This window comes from Ornithinibacillus sp. FSL M8-0202, from assembly GCF_037975285.1.
Classification (GTDB): Bacteria; Bacillota; Bacilli; order Bacillales; family Amphibacillaceae; genus Ornithinibacillus; species Ornithinibacillus massiliensis.
Genome location: NZ_CP150248.1, coordinates 2,675,001 through 2,696,540, shown reverse-complemented (window position 1 = coordinate 2,696,540; position 21,540 = coordinate 2,675,001). Strand labels below are relative to the sequence as shown.

The window sequence follows — 21,540 nt, the reverse complement described above, 5'->3', positions numbered from 1 at the left end:
CTTCTATCTATCTATTTTACTAGAGTTAAATAGATTAGTCAGTAGTAATCCAATACGAAGAGGTGAAGATTTCCTTTCCATCATTAGCCTGTTATGGATGTTATAGATAGCTTTGTCCCTTACCGAATAAAGCACGATGTTCCTTCCCCTCACCCCTATATCACCAAACAATGAAGAATAGCATAAAATTTCCAATTTGTGGAAGAATATTCACGAGTAGTGAAACGGAATTAAGGCGTGTGAAAGGAGGGAACAACATGGCAAAGCAAAAAAAAGAGTAAAAATCAGTCCAATGCTGATGTAACGAATAACAAAGGTGATACAGAATTCGCAACAGAATTTAGCCAAAGTAAGAAAGCAAGAAAAATAGGCCACAAAAAAGAATAAGAAGAAATAACATAATCAACGGGTTGATGAAAAGGATATTCATTCGACTTAAATAAATGTGGAATGAATATCCTTTCTAAATTAACCTTAAAGCGTTCTTTCATTTCCCGGGAAATATCGACATTGTCCTAAAAATATTGTCGATGACCTTTTCCATTACATAATAATAAGATACCCAAACCCTAGTATCATGATAATGAACCCAATTGGAATACCATATCGAGCCCATTCCTTACTAGTAATACCTAATTTATTCGCTGCTATGATATTAGGAATATTACCCGGAATCAACATCCCACCACTTATGATTAAGCTAAGCAGAATGAGCCGGATTGTTTCTATTTGCATGGCTGGACTAATCTCCGCAGCAGCCAATGTCGCATTATCTAGTACTGCTGACACTATATTAATCCAATACAATACACCCGTATTTAAATCTAACAAATAGCGTTCAACAAGTTCACCGTAACTGGAGCCAAGTAAGGTTAATGCCATAACAAAAAAATAGATTTTTACAGTTCGAGCTAGAATTTCTCCATAACGTTCTACCTGATCCGGTTGTTCCTTACCTTCCGTATGCTTCGGTCGAAGGAAAAACAGCGAAAAAATCCCAATTCCTAATACCCCAACAATGGCTTCTAAGCCAATCAAATGAAACAGGAAGAAAAAGTCTTGATTTAACTTACTCGTCGTAATCGTTGCTAACGGCTCCCCAACAGGTGTTAATACAGAGCCAAACGCGATGGAAAAACAAGCTAATATCGTCGTACGCACCTGTGTATCCCGATCAATTCTTAACATACTAATGATAAATACGAATACAATAGCAGCAACGATGGCCGTTATAACGCTAGATAATATCCCCAGCACGACAATCATTAAGGTTAGAAAAACATTCATATCTAATTTTCGAACGACACTAGATACACCTGTCTGAATTGGCTCCCTCAACCATTTAAATAATATGCTTGCAACCAACACCACCAGCGTTATTTTGATAGGATTTTGAATTGCCTTCATCAACAGTGCTATGTCTAACACACCACTACTAACCGCTGCTATGGTCCCCATTACTAATAAAAATACTTCTAAATTACGTTCAATCGATTTCACAAAGAATGGCAAGAGCAGTACGAGTACTAAGATAAGAAGTAGAACGACCATCAATTTAAAAATCTCCTTTTCAGTAGTAATAAACTTGTCTACTTCCTATACATATTACTTTTACCTATTCATTATTCATTTATCTGAATCTTGATAATTAGTGGTTCTACATTTCAGGAATGTTTCCTACAAAAAAAGAACAAAAGAGACTCTCGTTTAGATTGTCTCTTTTGTTCTTAATTAATTTAAAGTTATCGCTTGTTTAAAAATGCTAGCTAGTAGTCACCCGATAATGGTCGAATTTATTCGTATAAACGATAAGCTGCTACAATCGATTCCTAGCATGTTTATACAGGACTTCGGTTGTGTTATCCTATTATTCTACTATTCTCTTACGTTGCATGTACCAAACGGCACCACCTAGTAGTATGAATAGGATTCCTGCCATAAGCCAGTTATACATGGAACTAGCTGTTTTTGGTAGTTTTTTGCCTTCTTCGGACTTATTGGAATTGCCATCCTTAGTATTACCTGTTTTGTTTCCATCTTCTTCTTTCTTATTGTCTTTGTTATTACCAGGTCCAGGTGTTTGGTCGGAATCTTTGTCTTTGTCTTTGTCTTTATCTTTTTCTTTATCTTTGTCTTTATCGGAATCGTTATTTCCATTTTGATCGCCTGGTGTTTGTGGATCTTCTTTACTATTATCTTCAGCCTCTAATACTGTAAAAGTACTGAAATGATTTGTTGTAGCTATAACATAACCATCTCGATATTCTCCACCAATAAGTTCCCATTCACCTTGGTCGTTTAAGAAGTATACACCTAGTGCATTTGTGTCAGTTACAGCATCAACGTTAACAGCAAATTGTAAGGTGATACCTTCTCCGGTAAATTTGGAAATAATAGATTCCCCGTCCAAAATGGTAAAGTCATATACAGGACTAATAGGGTTCTCTATAGAAAGCTGTTCTAGCACGATTGATAATTCATGACGGTCTGCAAATAGTGATGTTGGGATCTGCAAGCTTACCTCTTTCCCTCTCACTACTTCAATGGTTGCATCCTTTTCAAGTAGACTAGCTAATTGTTCACTTGTCAAATCTAATTGCACGTTATTTCCTTGAACTTTCGAAAGGTCAACAGAGATAGTACCTTTTTCTTCTAGCGATGCAATAGATTCATCCGCAATTGCTACAGCCTCATCTGAGATAATAACCTCTGCATCGACACGTTCATGTTTTGGTGTTTCTTCTCCTGGGGTTTCTTCCCCTGGCTGTTCTTCATTTGGTGTTTCTTCTCCTGGAGTTTCTTCCCCTGGCTGTTCTTCATTTGGTGTTTCTTCCCCTGGAGTTTCATCCCCTGGCTGTTCTTCGTTTGGTGTTTCTTCCCCTGGAGTTTCTTCCCCTGGCTGTTCTTCATTTGGTGTTTCTTCTCCTGGAGTTTCTTCTCCTGGCTGTTCTTCGTTTGGTGTTTCTTCCCCTGGAGTTTCTTCTCCTGGCTGTTCTTCATTTGGAGTTTCTTCCCCTGGCTGTTCTTCATTTGGTGTTTCTTCTCCTGGGGTTTCTTCCCCTGGCTGTTCTTCATTTGGTGTTTCTTCCCCTGGAATTTCTTCACTTGGTGGTTCTTCTACCGGCTCTTCCTCAAATACGACAATGTCATTGACACCACGTGGTTTTAGTTGAATAGTACCGTTGAATTGACTAGAGATACCGGTGACATTTACTTGATCTCCATTAGCAAATGCAAAATCATCAAATACTAGACCTGTGCGGTTATCAACACGTACTAGTACACTCTCGCCACCTACTGTAGCTATAAATTCAAACGTTCCATAATCATTTACTTTCTCTAATTCAGAAATTACAGCACCTTCCACCTGTACAAGCTGTGCTTCATTCTCTTTAGAGATTTCAGATGGTGTAACCTTTTTAGCTGCAGGTACAGCACTATTTCCTACTTTTTCAATGCTTGATACTGCTGAGATTTGCATCTCTCCAGAATAAACACCCTTTTCACCTGTTAAACGAACAACATCTCCTGCTTCCAGGTCAACATTACCTTGGAATACATAAATCCCTGCTGTCTCATCCTGTACATAGAAGCCTTTGCTGCCCCAGTTACCAGTTTTGGTTGTTACAGTACCTTCAATTGTAACTTCTTCACCATTTCCTACTAGTCGAGCATCAGCAATATCTATCGGCTCACTTGGCTCTTCTGGCGTTGGTTCTTCTGGAACTTCTACTTCCTCGACAAACTCATATGCAGAAGGGGATTTTAGACCAGGCTTAGAAAAGTACGCTTCTAACGACCCAGTAATTTGAATCAATTTCCCTAAATTATCCGGATTATCTACTAGATTTAAGTCTGTACGAATGGAGTTATTTGGTAATTGAACCGGAATAATTCGGTCCATATCACGTTCATTCGGTGAATCAGCTAACATTAAGTTTGTCTTAGCAAAATCACCATCGAATTTCTCCGTCATGGTTCCGACAATATAACCCTGTACCGTTTTTGTTCCGGTATTATTAGCAATTGCTTCAGCTACTGTAATATAATCTCTTTCTTCTGGGGCTACAATTTCCGTATTATCCTGAATCGTAATACGTGATCCTTCCTCATAATCTATCGGACCATCATGATTAGATACATAGTCCACTACGGCTTTCCAAACTTCCTCATACTCACCGACTGTTTCATCCCCTAGATTATAAAAACTGCTTCCATGCATATAATCATTGTAGGCTACAACATATTCCTTTTCCTCATCTAAAGGATTACCTTCTGGTGTGGAGAATACAACATCAGTAAAAACATTATTCTCTTTTATCAATTCATAGTGTAATCCAGACACTTGTAGATCGACACTATTATGATAATTAGATTGTGTTAGAATGACATCTTTTATCTTGTTTAGGTTCGTCTTTACGACTACGATTTTATTTCCATAACTATCAAGGAATTCTATTTGTCCATCGGTAATAACACCTGCTGGAATATTCCCTGATACAGATGAACCGTTAAGGAAAGCAAAATCAGCATCTGTAATAGCCCGAACAGAGTCGGTATATAAGTTTCCTAATCCTGCGTCTCCTAATGCTTTATTATCAGAAGATAGGCCATTCTTTGTCGATCCAATCTCATTCCCTACAATTGGCGCATCATTAGAGACTTCAATTGAAATACGTTGATTATTTTGATAATTGATTTTTTCACCGTTTTCGGTCAGATGCTTCGCATAAGTAATCATAGCATCGGTCATTGTACCAGATAACGCTTCTAATACTTCACCTTCAAAATTATATCCACTTCCACCTGTACCGATATAATCTCCAACTGCAACAATATAAGTTTTATTATCTTCTACTGGCTCACCGTCTACTACTAATTCCGAATCAATATATTTTCCGGTATTATTGGTGATAATCTTATAGTGTAGGCCAGACGTTTGTAAATCAATAGAGCTACGGCGCTCATAGGAATACTTGATAACTTCCTTCAGTGCTGCACCTGTCATTTCATATTTCATTATTTCGTTAGCAAATGGCTCAATTGTATAAATATCATTTACAGTAATTGAACCTGGAGCAATGTTCGCTCGGATACCACCATTATTGGTTAGCGCTACATCAGAATTAGTATGATGACGCATCGCATCCGTCCAAAAATTCCCTAATGATGAATCACGATTTCCACTTCTAGTCAATCCCGTTTCGGTGTAACCAATTTCTTCAGACAAAAGCTCGCCCATTTCAGCATTGTAATAATCAACTTTAGCCTGAATCTCACTATCTACTTCTGTTAAACTACTAACCTTTTGTAACTCACCAGTTACTGATTCTACTTCCTTAGTAGCTTGGTTAAATGTAATGGTTAGATTACCTACATTCTCTCCATTCGCACCTGTTTGTACGATTGGTGTACCATTAACTACTCTTGGTTGGCTCAACGTTGTATGGGAATGCCCTCCGATAATAACATCGAAAAAGTCTACTTCCCGTGCCAGCTTTTGATCCATATCATAGCCCATATGTGTTAGGGCAATTAGGATATCCGTTTCATCTTTTAAATGTGCAAATTGCTTCATCGTTTCAATCGGATCTTCAAAACTAATCCCTACTACATTAGCAGGAGCAGTAGATGGCGGTGTCTCTGTAACCGAAACCACGCCAACCTTTAATCCATTCACATCAAATATTTTAGAAGGTTCTGGCTGTGGAAAATCTACATCTGTATTATCACCGACAACCGTATTAGCACTTAACCATGGAAAGTTAGATTCGTTAATACGCTTAACTGTTTCCTCTTGTCCGTAATCAAAATCATGGTTACCAATTGCCATTGCTTGAACACCCATATCATTTAATAGGTCAACAATTGGAACACCATACTGGAGGTCTACTACTGGGTTCCCACTAAATATATCCCCAGCATCTAAATATAGAGAGTTTTCTGCCGCTTCTCTCTCTGCCTTTATGTACGCTGCAATTTTTCCAAAATCATTGATCTTCGCATGAAGGTCATTGGTATGTAATACTGTTAATTCTACTAAATTGTCTTCTGAAGTTTCTGCCGCTGAGACGGTGGCAATCGGTCCCAACATGGTATAAACTAACATGACAAATGCTACAAAGCTCATCCAAGTTCTTTGCATTTTTCTTCTGCTTCCCATCTACTTCTCTCCTTTTTTGCACTATATTCATAATAGAATAATCTATTATCTTCTACCATTTTACATAATTTTTATTAATTCGACATTAATTTTTTGTAAAACTTTTATTCAAATCCAAACATTGTTGTATAATTATAGAAAGAATGTACATGTTTAGGAGGGTGACCGATGAACGTAACTATCAATAACAAAACCATTTCTTTATTTAAAGGAGCAACATTAAAACATGCATTATTAAAAACTGATCCACTATTATACAATGCCGTAGTGAAAAACGAAGCCTTCATAAAAGACCAAGAAGGAAATGTTACCGATGTCAATGGAGCCGTCGCAGAAGGATGGACATATTATGTAGAAACCAAGAAACAGGGATAAGAGGGGCTATGAGGGGAAGGTTTGCTGTCCCATCAACTATGGGACATATGCCTTTAGGATGGATGCCTGTTGTGAAATGAATGGTTTTCCTGTGGATTATATTCTAAAAAACTATTAAATAGAGGAGTCAAGCCGGGTCGTTCCACTCGTCTATTTTTTTATCAAGCTCTTGAATTAATGAACGTTCTTTCTTTTGATCAATATTTCGATAATGATGTAAATTACCAGGCTGTTTATCCTTTTCATCTGCTAAATGAACCACTTTTTGCAGAGGAGTGAATTCAAATTGTCCTTTTGGTAGAGCGGAATCCGTATGAAATAATATAGCATGGGCAATCTCTTTCGCTACTTGTTTATCCTCACCTAGCCGTACTAATAACTTATGCGCACGTTCAGCACCTTTAATCGGGTGAATATCATAATCCTGATAAAGCTGGTAGTCCCATTCTCCGTCACGATACCATTCATAATGACCAATATCATGTAAGAATCCAGCCTTAGCTGCCCAATCTAGATTCACCTCATATTCTTGTCCGATATGAAATGCATGATAAGCGACAGATATCGCATGTGCCATCCCGGAACGTCTAACATACTTTTGGGTGATCGGATGATTGTAAATATCGGTTAATGTGACAGCCCTCATTAAAAAGCGCCTCCTTTTTTATGGTAAATTATCGATATGTTATCATTATTATGCGTATTAAGCAACTATTAATGATTCTCCCTTGACTACTACCATTTAGAACTTCGTTTGGTGCTTAGACTATAGAAATTGGTTTGTAGTAGTCTATTTTTCATTCCGTTCTTAAACCATTGCCTGTTTTCCATTAATCTCGTTAGTTTCACCGCATAAATTTAACAATCCAATGTAAGCCATAAAACCTAACGCTTCGATTAAAATCAAAAAAACTTGTTGACAGACTTCTCTATGTTACATATAATGTGAAACTATAACATTGAAGAAGAAAAAATATTTTCATAAATAAAAAGGCTACGAAAGGATCACAGTAGTGCTTTATCTCCCTGTCCCAGAGAGCTGATGGTGGTGTGAATCAGTCAAAGATAAGCATGAATTACAATCCCGGAGCTTCTTTCTCGAGTGAATTCGAGAAAGACGGTCATTGATCGTTAACCAATTAGAGTGGTGAAAATCTTTTTCACAACTAGGGTGGTACCGCGAATACATTCGTCCCTACTGATTAACTTCAGTAGGGACTTTTTATTTTCCCATAAATAAGTCTACCCTACTTCAAAATTAAATAACACAAAAGCAAGGAAAGGATCTAAAGTAGTGTCTTATCTCCCTGTCCAGAGAGCTGATGGTTGGTGGAAATCAGTCAAAGATAAGCATGAATTACAATCCCGGAGCTTCTTTCCCGAGTGAATTCGAGAAAGACGGTCATTGATCGTTAAACATAATGAAGAGGTGAACTATAACTAGTTCGCAATAAGGGTGGTACCGCGATTAAAATCGTCCCTGTCGTTTATACATGAACGACAGGGACGATTTTTTTGTATGAACAATACTATTACACACAGGAGGAATAGAAAAATGATGGTCAATGAATTAAGTGAGCTACGTAATCAAATCGATGAGGTCAACTTAAAAATACTCGCTTTATTAAATCAACGCGGGCGTATCGTCCAACAAATTGGAGAATACAAAGAAAAGCAAGGAGTCGTACGATTCGATCCGGTTCGCGAGCGGCAAGCACTAGATTTTATTATGGAACACCATGAAGGACCTTTTGAAGCATCTACAATAAAACATATCTTCAAGGAAATATTCAAAGCTAGCTTAGAGCTTCAAGAGGATGAACAGAACAAAGCATTATTAGTATCAAGAAAGGCACATCCTAACGACACCATTGTCGAGATAAATGGTACCAAGATAGGCAGTGGGGAACAGCATTTCATCATGGGACCGTGTGCTGTAGAAAGCTATGAGCAAGTCAAAGCTGTCGCATTAGCGATGAAAGCCCAAGGTCTTACACTGATGCGAGGTGGCGCATTTAAACCACGTACCTCGCCATACGATTTTCAAGGACTTGGTATGGAAGGATTACAGATTTTACGTCAAGTAGCGGATGAAGTGGGAATGTCTATTATTAGTGAAATCCTAACCCCTCATGATGTAGAAATTGCTTTAGAATACACGGATGTGATTCAAATTGGTGCTCGTAACATGCAGAACTTTGAGCTACTAAAAACAGTCGGAAGAGTAAACAAGCCTATTCTGCTAAAACGAGGACTAGCAGCAACCATAGAGGAATTCATCCATGCAGCAGAATACATTCTCGCCCAAGGAAATGATCAAGTCATTCTGTGTGAGCGTGGAATTCGCACCTATGAGAAAGCAACGCGCAATACGTTAGATATTTCTGCTGTACCTATTTTGAAAAAAGAAACACATTTACCGGTTGTTGTCGATGTTACCCATTCAACTGGTAGAAAGGATTTACTATTCCCAACTGCAAAAGCCGCTCTAGCCATTGGAGCCGATGCGATTATGGCAGAAGTTCATCCGGACCCTACTGTCGCCTTATCGGATGCGCAGCAGCAAATGAATATTCCTGAATTCCATGAGTTCATGGACGGACTTAAAGCATTCAAAGAGAAACTATCCTAAGGAGGAACATGACTATGCGATTTTTAACAGCAGGAGAATCTCACGGACCACAGCTAACTACCATTATTGAAGGGCTACCTGCCGGAATGGAGCTAACTGCCAGTGATATTAATCGTGAGCTAGCAAATCGACAAAAAGGCTATGGCCGTGGAAAAAGAATGCAAATTGAAAAAGATCAGGTGACAATTGCAGGCGGCGTTCGGCATGGATATACACTCGGCTCCCCCCTTGCACTAGTCGTGGAGAATAACGACTGGAAACACTGGACAGACGTGATGGGAATCGAACCCATTGAAGAGGAAGAGGCAAGTGGCATTAGACGTAAAGTCACGCGCCCACGCCCAGGCCATGCGGATCTAGTTGGTGGGATTAAATATGGTCATCGCGACATGCGTAATGTACTAGAACGCTCATCTGCCCGTGAAACTACGGTTCGAGTCGCAGCAGGAGCCGTTGCGAAAAAACTCCTCCATCTCCTTGGCATCGACATAACAGCCCATGTCATTGAAATCGGCGGAATCCAAGCAAAAGATCGGGATTTCCGTGATATTACCGATTTGAAGCAACGCACAGAGATTTCCCCGGTGCGCTGTTTTGATCAAACTAAAGAACAACAAATGATGGATGCAATTGATGAAGCAAAGAAAAATGGGGATTCCATCGGAGGAGTCGTAGAAGTAGTAGTCGAAGGAATGCCACCAGGGGTTGGCAGCTATGTCCATTACGACCGGAAGCTCGATTCTAAGCTAGCCGCAGCCATTGTCAGTATCAACGCATTTAAAGGGGTAGAATTTGGTTTAGGATTTGAGATGGCTAGAAAGCCTGGCAGTCAGGTGCATGATGAAATTCTTTGGAATGAAGAAACCGGCTATGTCCGAAACACGAATCGATTAGGTGGTTTTGAAGGTGGAATGTCGACTGGAATGCCTATTGTTGTCAGAGGCGTTATGAAGCCAATCCCAACCTTATACAAGCCGCTTCAAAGTGTCGATATCGAGACAAAAGAACCGTTTACTGCAAGTATTGAACGATCGGATAGCTGTGCTGTTCCTGCCGCAAGTGTTGTTGCCGAAGCTGTAGTAGCCTGGGAGCTTGCTGCAGCTATTACCGAGCAATTTACTAGTGATCGCATGGATGCATTAAAACAAGCTGTGGCAGAACAGCGGAACTATGCCAAAACATTTTAACCTAACCTAGGAGGACTCGTCATGAAATGGAAAGAGCAAATTCTACCGTTACGCGCATATCAACCAGGTAAATCCATTGATACGGTGAAAAAACAGTACCACCTTGAAGAAATCATCAAACTAGCTTCCAATGAAAACCCGTATGGCTATTCACCAAGTGTCGATCAAGCATTACTAAATGGGGATTCATCCTATACCTTTTACCCAGATGGAAGCGCAGCGGACTTAAAATCGACACTAGCCTCCCATTTACATGTAGAGGAAAATCAGCTCCTCATTACGAACGGTACCGATGAATTAATTCAAATCATTTCACGTGCCATGCTAGAGCCTGGAAAGAATACGGTGATGGCTGCTTGCACCTTTCCACAGTATAAGCATGCCGCTATTATTGAAGGTGCCGAAGTACGTGAAGTGGAGCTAGTCAATGGATTCCATGATTTGAATAAGATGCTCACTAAATTGGATGATCAAACCGCAATTGTGTGGGTGTGTAATCCGAATAACCCTACTGGGACATATATCCCGGAAGAAGAAATTCGCCGATTTTTACTACAGGTTCCAAGCGATGTATTAGTTGTTCTCGATGAAGCATATCAGGAATATGTGACCGAGCCATCTAATTCCCTTTCACTTACACAACAATTTTCGAACTTGATTATCATGCGAACTTTTTCTAAAATTTACGGTCTTGCAAGCTTTCGGATTGGATACGGCATATCCACTAGCACTACTATTCAGTTCTTAGAGCCTGTACGTCTTCCGTTCAACACAAACGTCTTAGGTCAACTAGCAGCAACAGCCGCTCTCTCAGACCAAGATTTCGTACAAAATTGTCGAGCACAGAATACAGCTGAGTTACAACAGTATTATGGCTTTTGCGAGGAACATAATCTACCTTACTTTCCTTCACAAGGGAATTTCATCTTAATTAACGTAAAACGAGATGCTGATGAAGTGGCGGAATATTTATTAACCAAAGGACTGATTGTACGTTCTGGGAAATCATTAGGATTTCCAACCTCCATCCGCATTACCATTGGCAAAAAAGAGCAAAACGAGAAGGTAAGAAATGCATTACAAGAACTAATTACCGAAAAAGTTACGCCATAAACAACAGGAGGTATTGGCATGCATGGTAATATATTAATTGTAGGACTAGGGCTAATTGGTGGATCTTTAGCCCTTGCCATAAAAAAACAGCATCCAAAAGCACGAATCTATGGTTATGATGTAAATACTACTGAACTAACTACCGCTAAGTCGCTACATGTAATGGACGAAGAAGCTACTTCTCTACGTGAAGGTGCAGAAATAGCGGACGTCATCATCCTGTCTACTCCTGTTTTACAAATGGAGAAAGTAATGAAGCAATTGTCACAGATCGAATTAAAGAATGATGTCATCATAACCGATACTGGTAGTACGAAGCGTGGCATAATGAAACTCGCAGAACAGCTATGGCATAATACCAACGTAACCTTCATCGGCGGACATCCGATGGCAGGCTCACATAAATCCGGGGTAGAAAGCGCAAAGGATCACCTATTCGAAAATGCCTATTACGTTCTCACCCCTTCTAACCATTCGCTCACTCGAGTGGATGAGCTAAAGCAATGGCTCTGTGGAACGAATGCAAAATTCCTAGTAGTAGACCCTAAAGAACATGACTATGTTACTGGCGTTATCAGCCACCTCCCACATATTATTGCATCTGCTTTAGTTAATCTCGCAAGAAAAGAGGATGAAAGAAATCCTCTGATTAAAATGCTAGCCGCTGGAGGGTTTCGAGATATTACACGAATCGCATCCAGTAGTCCACAGATGTGGAAGGATATTGTATTTCAGAATCGCAGCAATTTATTAAGATTAATAAACAAGTGGATAGAGGAAATCGAGAAGTTCCAGCAAGTGTTAGAAAGAGGCGATGACCTAGCCATTTCTCACTTCTTTGCAGATGCAAAGAAATACCGTGATTCTCTTCCAGTTCGTGCTAAAGGCGCCATCCCTGCGTATTATGATTTATATGTTGATGTCCTTGATGTCCCTGGAGCCATTGCAAAAGTCACGACATTACTTGCTGAGCATGGGATAAGCATTACAAACCTGCACATTATGGAAAATAGAAAGGGACTGCTTGGCATTTTACAAATTAGCTTTTCAAAGCATAACGATCGTAGTAAAGCACAAGCACTCCTAACCTATCATAACTATAAAACCTATGAAACGGCCTAAGGAGGATAAACATGACAAGACAAAAATTAAGCAAAGTGGAACACGGTCTTTCTGGAACTATCCATATACCAGGAGATAAATCCATCTCCCATAGAGCGATTATGTTTGGCGCATTAGCGAAGGGTAAAACAAGTGTAACAGGCTTTCTTCCTGGTGAAGACTGCTTAAGTACGATTTCCTGTTTTAGACAACTAGGAGTTAATATTGTGCAAAATGGAACCCAAGTAGAAATTAATGGGCTCGGAATCGAACACCTACAGGAGCCGAAGGAAGTACTCGATGTCGGAAACTCTGGTACTACCATTCGACTTCTGTCCGGAATTCTTGCAGGACTTGGATTTTATTCCTGTATCCAAGGGGATGCATCCATTGCTAAAAGACCGATGAAGCGAATCGTCGACCCACTACGTTTAATGGGAGCAAATATTGATGGTAGACAAGGCGGTATGTATACACCACTAACGATTAGAGGACAAAATTTACATGGGATTCAATATGAATTACCAGTTGCCAGTGCCCAAGTAAAATCCGCCATATTATTAGCTGGATTATTAGCGGACGGAACGACTACCGTTATCGAACCCGAACGTACACGTGATCATACGGAAAGAATGCTGCATGCATTCGGAGTATCCGTAAACAGGTCAGGAAATTACGTATCGATTAAGGGAAAACAACCGTTAACTGCGACTAGCATCGACGTCCCAGGCGATATCTCATCTGCTGCATTCTTTTTAGTGGCTGGAGCCATTGTTCCTCAAAGTCACATTACCTTACACCATGTCGGAATCAATCCTACTCGAACTGGAATTATCGATGTACTGTTAAACATGGGTGCCACCTTAACTACTTTTAACCAAAACGAAGAAGTAATGGAACCATACGCAGACATACAAGTGAAAGCTTCTACCCTACATGGAGTAGAAATCGACGGTGAAATTATCCCTAGACTAATTGATGAAATTCCGATTATCGCCCTAGCTGCAACTCAGGCAGAAGGAACGACTGTCATTAAAGATGCAGCAGAACTCAAGGTAAAAGAAACGAATCGCATTGACATCGTAGCACAAGAACTGAGTAAGATGGGAGCACATATTGAACCAACAGAAGATGGCATGATCATTCATGGCAATACGAAATTAAAAGGTGCCATTGTAAATAGCCACGGAGATCATCGAATTGGAATGATGTTAGCAATTGCCAGTACGATTGCAGAGGGAGAGACTATCCTGGAAAACAGTGAGGCGATTGATGTTTCTTATCCTGGGTTTTTTGGGAGTTTGAGTGAATTGGGGGGACAGTAAACTCGTCCCTCTAGTCTTCCCTCATTTTTTCGTTTAATCCCACCTCCTTCGGAAACACTAACCATAAACGTATTATTTTTCATATAGAAGGAGAGAAACAATGACATTTTCGGATAACTTTCGAATGGAGAGAGATACACTCGGTATGATCAAAGTACCAAAGAATTCCTATTATGGTGCCCAAACACAACGTGCAGTAGAAAACTTCCAAATTAGCGGTAAGCGCCTGCCCCGTTCCTTTATCCGTGCACAAGGAATCATTAAAGCCTCAGCCGCTTCCGTAAATATGGAGCTGGAAGTACTCCCCTCCTCCATTGGAAAAGCCATTATCCAAGCTGCGGAAGAAGTGATAGAGGGGAAATTAGATGATTACTTTGTTGTAGACGTGTATCAAGCTGGAGCAGGTACATCCCAGAACATGAATGCCAATGAAGTCATCGCAATTCGAGCTACTGAATTATGGACAGCAAAACAAGACCACCTTCGAATTCATCCTAATGACCATGTAAATAAACACCAATCGACTAATGACACCTTCCATGCCGCTATGCAAATCGCTGCATCCGAAATCATCGTCCATAAACTATTACCGGCATTACAAGAGCTTTACACTGAACTAGATCGGAAGTCAATTGAATTTATGCCTATTGTAAAATCCGGAAGAACGCATCTTCATGATGCAGTACCCATGCGTTTGGGCCAGGAATTTGCTGGATATGCCGAAACCATTCGTTCCATGATTCAACAATTAGAGTGTTCCTCTGACAAACTATATGAAATCGGGCTTGGCGGAACAGCGATTGGTACAAAGGTTGACACCCATCCAGACTACGCAGCAAAAGTCCTTGAAGAAGTAAAGAAGCGTACACAGCTTCCCATTCGAAGCCCAAATAATATCTTTGAATTCATGCAAAATACCGGAGCACCTATACGAGTCATGGCTACCTTAAAAGAATTGGCTGTTCATCTAATTAAAATTACGAGTGACTTAAGACTTCTTGCCTCAGGCCCACGAACTGGATTAGCTGAGATTTCCTTGCCATCTGTTCAACCTGGATCCACTATCATGCCAGGGAAAGTTAATCCAGCTATCTTGGAAATGACTCACATGGTCTGTTGTCAAATCATTGGTTATGAAACAGCCGTAGCCACTGCAGGAACAGCTAGTCAGCTGGAGATAAATGTAATAATGCCCATGATTGCTTACACACTATTAGAATCACTCGAAATCATGTACAATGCCATTTCAACCTTGACAATGAAATGTATCAACGGCATACAAGGAAATGAAGAAATTTGTAAAAATTGGATGGAGTCTAGCCTCGCCTTTGTTACTGCACTAAGTCCAATTATCGGCTATGACCAAGCAGCACAAATAGGAAAAGAAGCTGATGATCAAAATGTGACGATTCGAGAAATATTACAACAGAAAGGGCTATGGACTCCAGAATTGGAGAAAGCTATGGAGCCCAAGGGATTACTATAAATTTAGCGCATGGGGCAATGTTCTTTTTCTTATAGGAAGGAGACAAAAGTCCCTTTCTCCACATTCATCTATTATAAAAAGTAAAACCCAATGCCCATAACCAAATAAGCAGCGAGTAATATGGCTCCTTCAAACCAATTGGTATCACCATCATTGGTTATCATGATTGTTAACAGTACCGCTGTTACCATACTAATTAATTCTGGCCAAGTAAATACTAGTGGCATAGATGTAGGAAATAGTAGCGATAGCAACACAAGGACAGGTAATACAAACATTGCGACTTGAAGTGTAGATCCTATCGCAATTTCTACGGCTACATCCATTTTATTTTTATAGGCCATTACTACCGCGGAAGCATGTTCTGCAGCATTCCCAACAATCGCTACAATGATAATACCAATAAATAGCTCAGACCAACCAAATGATTCTCCAACAATGTCAAATGTCCCAACTAAATGTTCGGAAACAAAGGCTACTGCACTTGTGGCTATTGCCAATATAACGATTGCTTTTAGTTTACCCCATTCCGGTTCTTCTTGTTCCTTCGTTTCTGTTTCTTCCTTTGAACTATTTTGATACAATCCTCTATGAGTAACAAATTTAAACAGTAGCGCCGCAAAATATAATAAAATTAGGATTATCGAAATACCTACACTAAGAACCATCGTATCATGTTCAGTCATATTGCTAGTAAATACTTCTGGAATAACAAAGGCAATAATGACTGCAAATATTAGCATTCCTGCATTATGACGTGCCTCATATTGGTTGAAAGATTGACGTTTATATTTTAGTCCTCCGACAAAGAAAGATAGCCCAGCCACAAGTAATAAATTTCCTAGCACCGAGCCTGTTAGAGACGCTAATACAATTCCTATTAACCCTGCTTTTAATGAGAAAATAGAAATAATAAGTTCCACTGCATTTCCAAAAGTTGCATTCATTAAGCCACCAATTCGTGGCCCTAGAACAATTGCCAGACTTTCTGTCGCTCGCCCTATGAAGCTAGCCAGCGCTACAATTGTTAAACAATACACCATAAACATCATAATAGGTGACCATTCCAAAATCGCGCCCAAAACGGATATCGGAATACCAATCACCACTAAAATCAAGAATATTTTATTCATTCTACTAACACCTCCCTTTTACGGATTAGTGTTAGATTACCCGCACTCGGGAGGTATTATTTATAGATTACAAGGAGATTCATTTTTATTAATTTCTAGATTTAATAACTAAACAGTTACCTAGGTATGTTCACCGCGTCCCACACCACCTGTAGTTCCTCCCTTAATGGGATAACTTCCTCCTTTACCAACACCCTTAGATCCTTTTCTTGACGTTGTTCAATATAACTTTGTGCTTGGTAAAAACTATTAAATAAATATTCCGTAGCCATCAAGATTCGATAATATTCAGCTACTGTTTCCTTATCATCAGGAAGCGAAGTATGTCTTATAATATTGACTCTCCCATTAACTTTATTGTATAACAACTTAGCATCATCGTAATTACCTTCTTTATAATCACCATTCTCATACATGGTAATAAGCTCTTCAGATTCAGCCAGTAGGCTTTCTACTTGTCGTTTAATCTTTCCCCATAATAGTTCTTTATCTATATTCACTTCATATTCTGGTTTGTTTTCGGAATCCTCCCTTGCTGAGTACTTGTTTATTCTAATCTCTGGAACAATAAATCCCCTTAATAAGTGCGATTGCTCCGAGTATATGTCACATAATCCATCCTCACAAGACGTAACAAGTACTTCATTTCCTAAAATGTTGGTTAGATCTACATTTCCTGCAATCAAGTTTAACGCATTATCCGATGTTAAATTATCCCGCTTATCTAGCTTGTCCTTTTCATCATATTCTTTCCATTTTTCAGCATCTCTTTTTGATGTGAATAGCTCAAGCGTAATATCTTCCAAATCATAATATTTCCCGTTCATAATTTCATATTTCTCTTCCTCAGCAGGATTTATTAACTCCTCATACGATAAGGTATTGCTAACGATTGGAAACAAGTAATATTCCCAATGTGTCCTACATTCATGAAATTTGTAATACCCTTTTTCTGTATCCTTTGACATATACCAACATTGCTCTGGAGCATTATAAAACACGTCCTGTACAGGCACTTCAGATGTATTAAAATAGCTTAGATCTGGTTTAACCTCAATCCAAGATTGATTGGCATTTTCATCATATCTTGATTGTAAATCATAAATAAGCGCTCCTTGTGGCTCATACTTTACGATTCTAATATGGCTTTCATTGTCTTCTCCGTTTCCACCAGCAGTTTCAATAAATTCTTCCAGTAGCTCTACATTTCGTAAAGCATTATGCTTAAATACCACATCTGTTTCACTCGGAATATATTCTTCTGGCTCCGTATCTACATCTTCTTGGGATAAATTATCATTATTTCCTGATTCCTTTGTTGTACATCCAGCTAAGATAACAACTAGTGCGATGATAACGATGAACCTATATTTCATTATTCTTCTCATTTTCCACCCTCATATTTAATGATTGTTAAATACATTCTAGCATTTAACTTAATATAATTGAAAAAGCACGTTGCATATTCCTCTCTCTACTTCTCCTCCCTGAATCACTCTTACACCACTTTTTTATTTACCTATTGACAATCCAACCATTACCCATTATATTTACTTATATATTCAACGTTGAATAATCAAAGGAGTATTACTGTGACAAAATTATTAGTATTAGCTATGCTTAGTATCCAGCCAATGTCTGGTTATGAAATTAAATCTATGCTTGAACTAAACGATTCCCCAAGATGGGCTGGTGTTTTGCCCGGTTCCATTTACAATGCGCTTAAAAAGCTTGAAAAAGAGGGTTACATTGAAATAGCCAGTATCGAAAGCAATGGACATCGGCAAAAGGCTATTTATAAAATCACCGCAAGTGGTGAAGCATTTCAAAGAGAGTTAGCACTAGAATGCCTTGGAAACGCCAAAGTCTATTATCCGACAGATTTATATTCCGGAATATCACTCGCTGATCAACTACCTAAAGGAGAAGCAATTGATCACTTAACTAAAAATAAAGAAAAATTATTGCTTGAATCACAAGCTGTAAAAACAGGTTTAAAAGCTAAAGAAAAAGCTCTACAGGGTGAAATTCCCCCATTAACTCGTATTGTATTTGAGCATATGTTTGAAATGATTGAATCACAGCTTCGACTTATCGAAGCTACTATTTCCATCATAAAACAGAAATAACAAAGCCACTAGCAATGGCTTTGATTTTTACTCATATAGTCAAAGTTGAATATACAAAGGAGAATGTGTATGGAATTAATCAATTTTAGCAATGTTGAGAAGAGCTTTAAAGGCAGAAAAGTAATCAGTGGATTGAATTTTTCAATTCACGCAAATGAAGTCGTTGCATTACTTGGCGCCAATGGATCCGGGAAAACGACTACGATTCGAATGCTATTAGGTATCAGCAAGCCAGATAGTGGAAGGATCACGAGATGGACAAAAGACTTTAACCAAAAGGTAGGTGCTCAGTTACAAACAACACCATTTTTTGAAGGCCTAACTGTCCTAAATAACTTAAAGCTTTTCAATACCTTTTATCAATCTAAGATTACTACTGAAAAGATGGAACGAATATTAAGAGACTACAATCTATTGGATGTAAAGAACACATTGGCTTCTAAGCTTTCCTTAGGCCAACAAAAACGGTTAGCCATTAGTATTACAACCTTACATGACCCTGAATTTGTTATTTTAGATGAACCCTCTGCCGGTCTAGATCCTAGTGGACAACGCGAGGTACAAAACATGATTCGCCACCTAAAGTCGCAAGGGAAAAGTGTCTTATTTTCTTCTCATGATATGTTGGAGGTTCGCAATTTGGCTGACCGCATCCTCATTATGGGGAAAGGAAGATTGCTAGAAGAAGGAAAACCTGAAACATTACTCAATAAATACAAGGTTGGGGATTTTGAAGAACTATTTCATCATCCCATGAAAAAGGAGGAATATTATGTTTAATATAATTGGAATTTCGCTTCGTAAGGATATTAAAGATTACTATCTCTTATTCTGGTCTATTTTTCTACCAATTGGTATATTTACTACCTTGTCTCTTTTGGCTATCAATGTAAATGCCAATTTATTGTTCGGCATTTTAACATTAAGTATCTTTTTTTATTGCTGTACAACGAATAGCTTTGCCATCTTTGCCCAAAGAAAGCGCGGCGTTTATGAATTATTGACCATTACACCATTCTCTTTATGGAAATATCTTAGCAGCATTACCATTAGCCAAACAATCATTGCCTGTACCGTTTCCATTATTTTATTGATAATCGAAAATAGTATATTTGATTTAACCTTATCGGTATTACAGATTCTTTTATTTCTTCCCTTTTTCTTTGTCGGTTCAGCCTTATTCACGCTAATTGGATTCTGCCTTTCTAGCTTTCCCAAAAACGAAGGGCAACTAAGTATCACGACTAATTTGGTCATGATTCCACTTTTTTTATGTAGTAGCGTGTTTTTCAATCTCGACACTTCTCCTAAGTGGGTTCAATGGATTAGTTGGATTAATCCTGTAGAATGGCTACAATCTGGTTATCGCTCCATTATAGAAAGTCATGTTTCTAATTACTTCTTATCAATTGCCATTCTGTTCACTTTTTTATTACTTTTTCTTTTCCTTTCTAAAATGACGTTTCGGGTACAATAGTTTTCAACTACGAAATACAAACATAGCTCACGTTTTATCACAACGAATACGCTTATTTAGTTTTAAAAAGAGCTCTGATTCCTATATACTAATAAGTAATAAATCAGAACTATAGGAGGTTGCGATGGAAAGAATAATTGGTGATAATCGTGAAGGACATGAATGGTTACTGATTGCTGTTACAATATGCTCTCTACTTACGTTTAAAAAGATACGGAGATTAGAGCGTTATAAAAAGAAACTAGAACGTAACTTTAAATACTTTGACTTTTAGAATAATATAGCGGGGGAAAAGAGATGGAGGTTCTCTTTTCCCTTTTTTTATCCTAATGGATAGCTAAGCTTTGACTGGATAATAGACGGATTTAGTTGTTGCTTGTGTTGGAGTTATTCTTCTCAAGGTTAGATTTTTTACTTAGATGTGTTATTTATGAAGATATGGTGATGAGGTTCATTAATTGGGGATATTGTATTCATTGAGTAAGAGAACTTATGTTAGGAAATTAAATAAAAAGACACAGAAAAGAGGAAGGGCTTCATCGTATGCAAGACCTTCCTAGTGTGTACCTTTATTAACGCGCCCTAGAGGATTCGAACCTCTGACCCACAGCTTAGAAGGCTGTTGCTCTATCCTGCTGAGCTAAGGGCGCAAAATATATCAACATACAATTGTATGGAATCTGTATAAGTTGATCGATCAATTAACTTGCCTAATGGGCCTGAGTGGACTCGAACCACCGACCTCACGCTTATCAGGCGTGCGCTCTAACCAGCTGAGCTACAGGCCCATAAATTAATGGAGCGGGTGAAGGGAATCGAACCCTCGACATCAGCTTGGAAGGCTGGAGTTTTACCATTAAACTACACCCGCATAAAATATAGATTGGTCTATAATAACAGCTTACGAACGGACATGCCCCTACGTCTACTAGCATATTCAAGGACGTTTATTCCTCGAGGCAACTCGTAGTGAATTCGGTGGATGTATCGCTCGTGGCTGGAGTTTTACCATTAAACTACACCCGCATATCCCGGAATATAACATGGTGGCTCGGGACGGAATCGAACCGCCGACACACGGATTTTCAGTCCGTTGCTCTACCGACTGAGCTACCGAGCCAATTAATATAAGCTATACTCTAACTTTGAACAAAATTACATATAACCAATAGTAGCATCTAACATATTTTATGGAGGAGGTAGAGGGATTCGAACCCCCGCGCGGTTTGACCCGCCTGTCGGTTTTCAAGACCGATCCCTTCAGCCAGACTTGGGTATACCTCCATCAAAAATTACAATCTACCAATCTGTTGTTCTAGTACTTGAAGTAATAAATCAGATGGTAAAGTGGAGCCTAGCGGGATCGAACCGCTGACCTCCTGCGTGCAAGGCAGGCGCTCTCCCAGCTGAGCTAAGGCC

16 protein-coding genes, 6 tRNA genes and 2 other annotated features (1 of these 24 cut by a window edge) are annotated in these 21,540 nt (G+C 39.1%); of the genes, 11 read left to right on the top strand and 11 right to left on the bottom strand.

Annotated elements, in window-relative coordinates:
* Positions 1 to 543: 543 nt before the first annotated feature.
* Positions 544 to 1,551: a DUF1646 family protein gene (locus MKY78_RS13800; RefSeq protein ID WP_339217913.1), complete on the bottom strand. Its 1,008-nt coding sequence runs from the start codon at positions 1,549 to 1,551 to the stop codon at positions 544 to 546.
* Positions 1,552 to 1,867: 316 nt separating this feature from the next.
* Complete coding sequence (locus tag MKY78_RS13795) at positions 1,868 to 6,163, bottom strand: 5'-nucleotidase C-terminal domain-containing protein (RefSeq protein WP_339213438.1); 4,296 nt, start codon at positions 6,161 to 6,163, stop codon at positions 1,868 to 1,870.
* Positions 6,164 to 6,331: 168 nt separating this feature from the next.
* On the opposite strand from MKY78_RS13795, the gene MKY78_RS13790 reads away from it, so the two are divergent.
* Positions 6,332 to 6,538 carry a hypothetical protein gene (locus MKY78_RS13790; RefSeq protein WP_339213436.1) on the top strand — a complete coding sequence of 69 codons (207 nt, stop codon included), beginning with the start codon at positions 6,332 to 6,334 and terminating at the stop codon, positions 6,536 to 6,538.
* Between the two features lie 127 nt (positions 6,539 to 6,665).
* Here MKY78_RS13790 and MKY78_RS13785 read toward each other — a convergent pair whose 3' ends face one another.
* Positions 6,666 to 7,184 carry an HD domain-containing protein gene (locus MKY78_RS13785; RefSeq protein WP_339213435.1) on the bottom strand — a complete coding sequence of 173 codons (519 nt, stop codon included), beginning with the start codon at positions 7,182 to 7,184 and terminating at the stop codon, positions 6,666 to 6,668.
* 341 nt (positions 7,185 to 7,525) lie between these two features.
* Positions 7,526 to 7,738, top strand: a binding site (T-box leader).
* Between the two features lie 67 nt (positions 7,739 to 7,805).
* Positions 7,806 to 8,023 (top strand) — a binding site (T-box leader).
* A gap of 70 nt (positions 8,024 to 8,093) precedes the next feature.
* On the opposite strand from MKY78_RS13785, the gene MKY78_RS13780 reads away from it, so the two are divergent.
* The 6 genes from MKY78_RS13780 to MKY78_RS13755 all read left to right on the top strand — a co-directional run bounded on the left by MKY78_RS13780 (position 8,094) and on the right by MKY78_RS13755 (position 15,382).
* Positions 8,094 to 9,170, top strand: a complete 1,077-nt coding sequence (locus MKY78_RS13780) for a bifunctional 3-deoxy-7-phosphoheptulonate synthase/chorismate mutase (RefSeq protein WP_339213434.1) — start codon at positions 8,094 to 8,096, stop codon at positions 9,168 to 9,170.
* Between the two features lie 14 nt (positions 9,171 to 9,184).
* Positions 9,185 to 10,357 carry a chorismate synthase gene (gene aroC, locus MKY78_RS13775; protein WP_339213433.1) on the top strand — a complete coding sequence of 391 codons (1,173 nt, stop codon included), beginning with the start codon at positions 9,185 to 9,187 and terminating at the stop codon, positions 10,355 to 10,357.
* Between the two features lie 21 nt (positions 10,358 to 10,378).
* Entirely contained in the window at positions 10,379 to 11,470 is a 1,092-nt protein-coding gene (gene hisC, locus MKY78_RS13770) for a histidinol-phosphate transaminase (RefSeq protein WP_339213432.1), read from the top strand.
* Positions 11,471 to 11,488: 18 nt separating this feature from the next.
* Positions 11,489 to 12,592, top strand: a complete 1,104-nt coding sequence (locus MKY78_RS13765) for a prephenate dehydrogenase (RefSeq protein WP_339213431.1) — start codon at positions 11,489 to 11,491, stop codon at positions 12,590 to 12,592.
* An 11-nt stretch (positions 12,593 to 12,603) separates the two neighbouring features.
* Positions 12,604 to 13,896, top strand: a complete 1,293-nt coding sequence (gene aroA / locus MKY78_RS13760; RefSeq protein WP_339213429.1) for a 3-phosphoshikimate 1-carboxyvinyltransferase — start codon at positions 12,604 to 12,606, stop codon at positions 13,894 to 13,896.
* 100 nt (positions 13,897 to 13,996) lie between these two features.
* Positions 13,997 to 15,382: an aspartate ammonia-lyase gene (locus tag MKY78_RS13755; protein ID WP_339213427.1), complete on the top strand. Its 1,386-nt coding sequence runs from the start codon at positions 13,997 to 13,999 to the stop codon at positions 15,380 to 15,382.
* 71 nt (positions 15,383 to 15,453) lie between these two features.
* Here the strand turns inward: MKY78_RS13755 and cax are convergent, their stop codons facing one another.
* Positions 15,454 to 16,515: a calcium/proton exchanger gene (gene cax, locus MKY78_RS13750; RefSeq protein ID WP_339213425.1), complete on the bottom strand. Its 1,062-nt coding sequence runs from the start codon at positions 16,513 to 16,515 to the stop codon at positions 15,454 to 15,456.
* Between the two features lie 116 nt (positions 16,516 to 16,631).
* Positions 16,632 to 17,903, bottom strand: a complete 1,272-nt coding sequence (locus MKY78_RS13745; protein WP_339213424.1) for a hypothetical protein — start codon at positions 17,901 to 17,903, stop codon at positions 16,632 to 16,634.
* A gap of 204 nt (positions 17,904 to 18,107) precedes the next feature.
* Here MKY78_RS13745 and MKY78_RS13740 point away from each other — a divergent pair, with 204 nt between their 5' ends.
* The 4 genes from MKY78_RS13740 (at position 18,108) to MKY78_RS13725 (ending at position 20,395) form a co-directional block, all read left to right on the top strand.
* Positions 18,108 to 18,644: a PadR family transcriptional regulator gene (locus MKY78_RS13740; protein WP_339213423.1), complete on the top strand. Its 537-nt coding sequence runs from the start codon at positions 18,108 to 18,110 to the stop codon at positions 18,642 to 18,644.
* Between the two features lie 69 nt (positions 18,645 to 18,713).
* A complete protein-coding gene (locus tag MKY78_RS13735) occupies positions 18,714 to 19,424 on the top strand; it encodes an ABC transporter ATP-binding protein (protein WP_339213422.1) in 711 nt (236 codons plus the stop codon).
* Complete coding sequence (locus tag MKY78_RS13730) at positions 19,417 to 20,121, top strand: ABC transporter permease (protein WP_339213421.1); 705 nt, start codon at positions 19,417 to 19,419, stop codon at positions 20,119 to 20,121. Before MKY78_RS13735 ends, MKY78_RS13730 begins: the two co-directional genes overlap by 8 nt.
* Positions 20,122 to 20,245: 124 nt before the next feature.
* Positions 20,246 to 20,395, top strand: coding sequence for a hypothetical protein (locus MKY78_RS13725; RefSeq protein WP_339213420.1), 150 nt, complete (start codon positions 20,246 to 20,248; stop codon positions 20,393 to 20,395).
* Between the two features lie 302 nt (positions 20,396 to 20,697).
* On the opposite strand, the gene MKY78_RS13720 is transcribed toward MKY78_RS13725, so the two are convergent.
* The 6 genes from MKY78_RS13720 to MKY78_RS13695 form a co-directional block, all read right to left on the bottom strand.
* A tRNA-Arg gene (locus MKY78_RS13720) sits at positions 20,698 to 20,771 on the bottom strand.
* A 64-nt stretch (positions 20,772 to 20,835) separates the two neighbouring features.
* A tRNA-Ile gene (locus MKY78_RS13715) sits at positions 20,836 to 20,909 on the bottom strand.
* Between the two features lie 9 nt (positions 20,910 to 20,918).
* A tRNA-Gly gene (locus MKY78_RS13710) sits at positions 20,919 to 20,992 on the bottom strand.
* A gap of 173 nt (positions 20,993 to 21,165) precedes the next feature.
* A tRNA-Phe gene (locus MKY78_RS13705) sits at positions 21,166 to 21,241 on the bottom strand.
* A 71-nt stretch (positions 21,242 to 21,312) separates the two neighbouring features.
* A tRNA-Ser gene (locus MKY78_RS13700) sits at positions 21,313 to 21,405 on the bottom strand.
* 64 nt (positions 21,406 to 21,469) lie between these two features.
* Positions 21,470 to 21,540, bottom strand: a tRNA-Ala gene (locus MKY78_RS13695); it runs 2 nt beyond the window's last position.

Bases quoted from the DNA above. Each gene is read 5' to 3' on its own strand.
- MKY78_RS13790 (WP_339213436.1), top strand. From the start codon at position 6,332: ATGAACGTAACTATCAATAACAAAACCATTTCTTTATTTAAAGGAGCA.
- MKY78_RS13745 (WP_339213424.1), bottom strand. From the start codon at position 17,903: ATGAGAAGAATAATGAAATATAGGTTCATCGTTATCATCGCACTAGTT.
- aroC (WP_339213433.1), top strand. From the start codon at position 9,185: ATGCGATTTTTAACAGCAGGAGAATCTCACGGACCACAGCTAACTACC.
- MKY78_RS13735 (WP_339213422.1), top strand. From the start codon at position 18,714: ATGGAATTAATCAATTTTAGCAATGTTGAGAAGAGCTTTAAAGGCAGA.
- MKY78_RS13730 (WP_339213421.1), top strand. From the start codon at position 19,417: ATGTTTAATATAATTGGAATTTCGCTTCGTAAGGATATTAAAGATTAC.
- MKY78_RS13800 (WP_339217913.1), bottom strand. From the start codon at position 1,551: ATGGTCGTTCTACTTCTTATCTTAGTACTCGTACTGCTCTTGCCATTC.
- MKY78_RS13765 (WP_339213431.1), top strand. From the start codon at position 11,489: ATGCATGGTAATATATTAATTGTAGGACTAGGGCTAATTGGTGGATCT.
- MKY78_RS13780 (WP_339213434.1), top strand. From the start codon at position 8,094: ATGATGGTCAATGAATTAAGTGAGCTACGTAATCAAATCGATGAGGTC.
- cax (WP_339213425.1), bottom strand. From the start codon at position 16,515: ATGAATAAAATATTCTTGATTTTAGTGGTGATTGGTATTCCGATATCC.
- MKY78_RS13755 (WP_339213427.1), top strand. From the start codon at position 13,997: ATGACATTTTCGGATAACTTTCGAATGGAGAGAGATACACTCGGTATG.
- MKY78_RS13785 (WP_339213435.1), bottom strand. From the start codon at position 7,184: ATGAGGGCTGTCACATTAACCGATATTTACAATCATCCGATCACCCAA.
- MKY78_RS13795 (WP_339213438.1), bottom strand. From the start codon at position 6,163: ATGGGAAGCAGAAGAAAAATGCAAAGAACTTGGATGAGCTTTGTAGCA.
- aroA (WP_339213429.1), top strand. From the start codon at position 12,604: ATGACAAGACAAAAATTAAGCAAAGTGGAACACGGTCTTTCTGGAACT.
- hisC (WP_339213432.1), top strand. From the start codon at position 10,379: ATGAAATGGAAAGAGCAAATTCTACCGTTACGCGCATATCAACCAGGT.
- MKY78_RS13725 (WP_339213420.1), top strand. From the start codon at position 20,246: ATGGAAAGAATAATTGGTGATAATCGTGAAGGACATGAATGGTTACTG.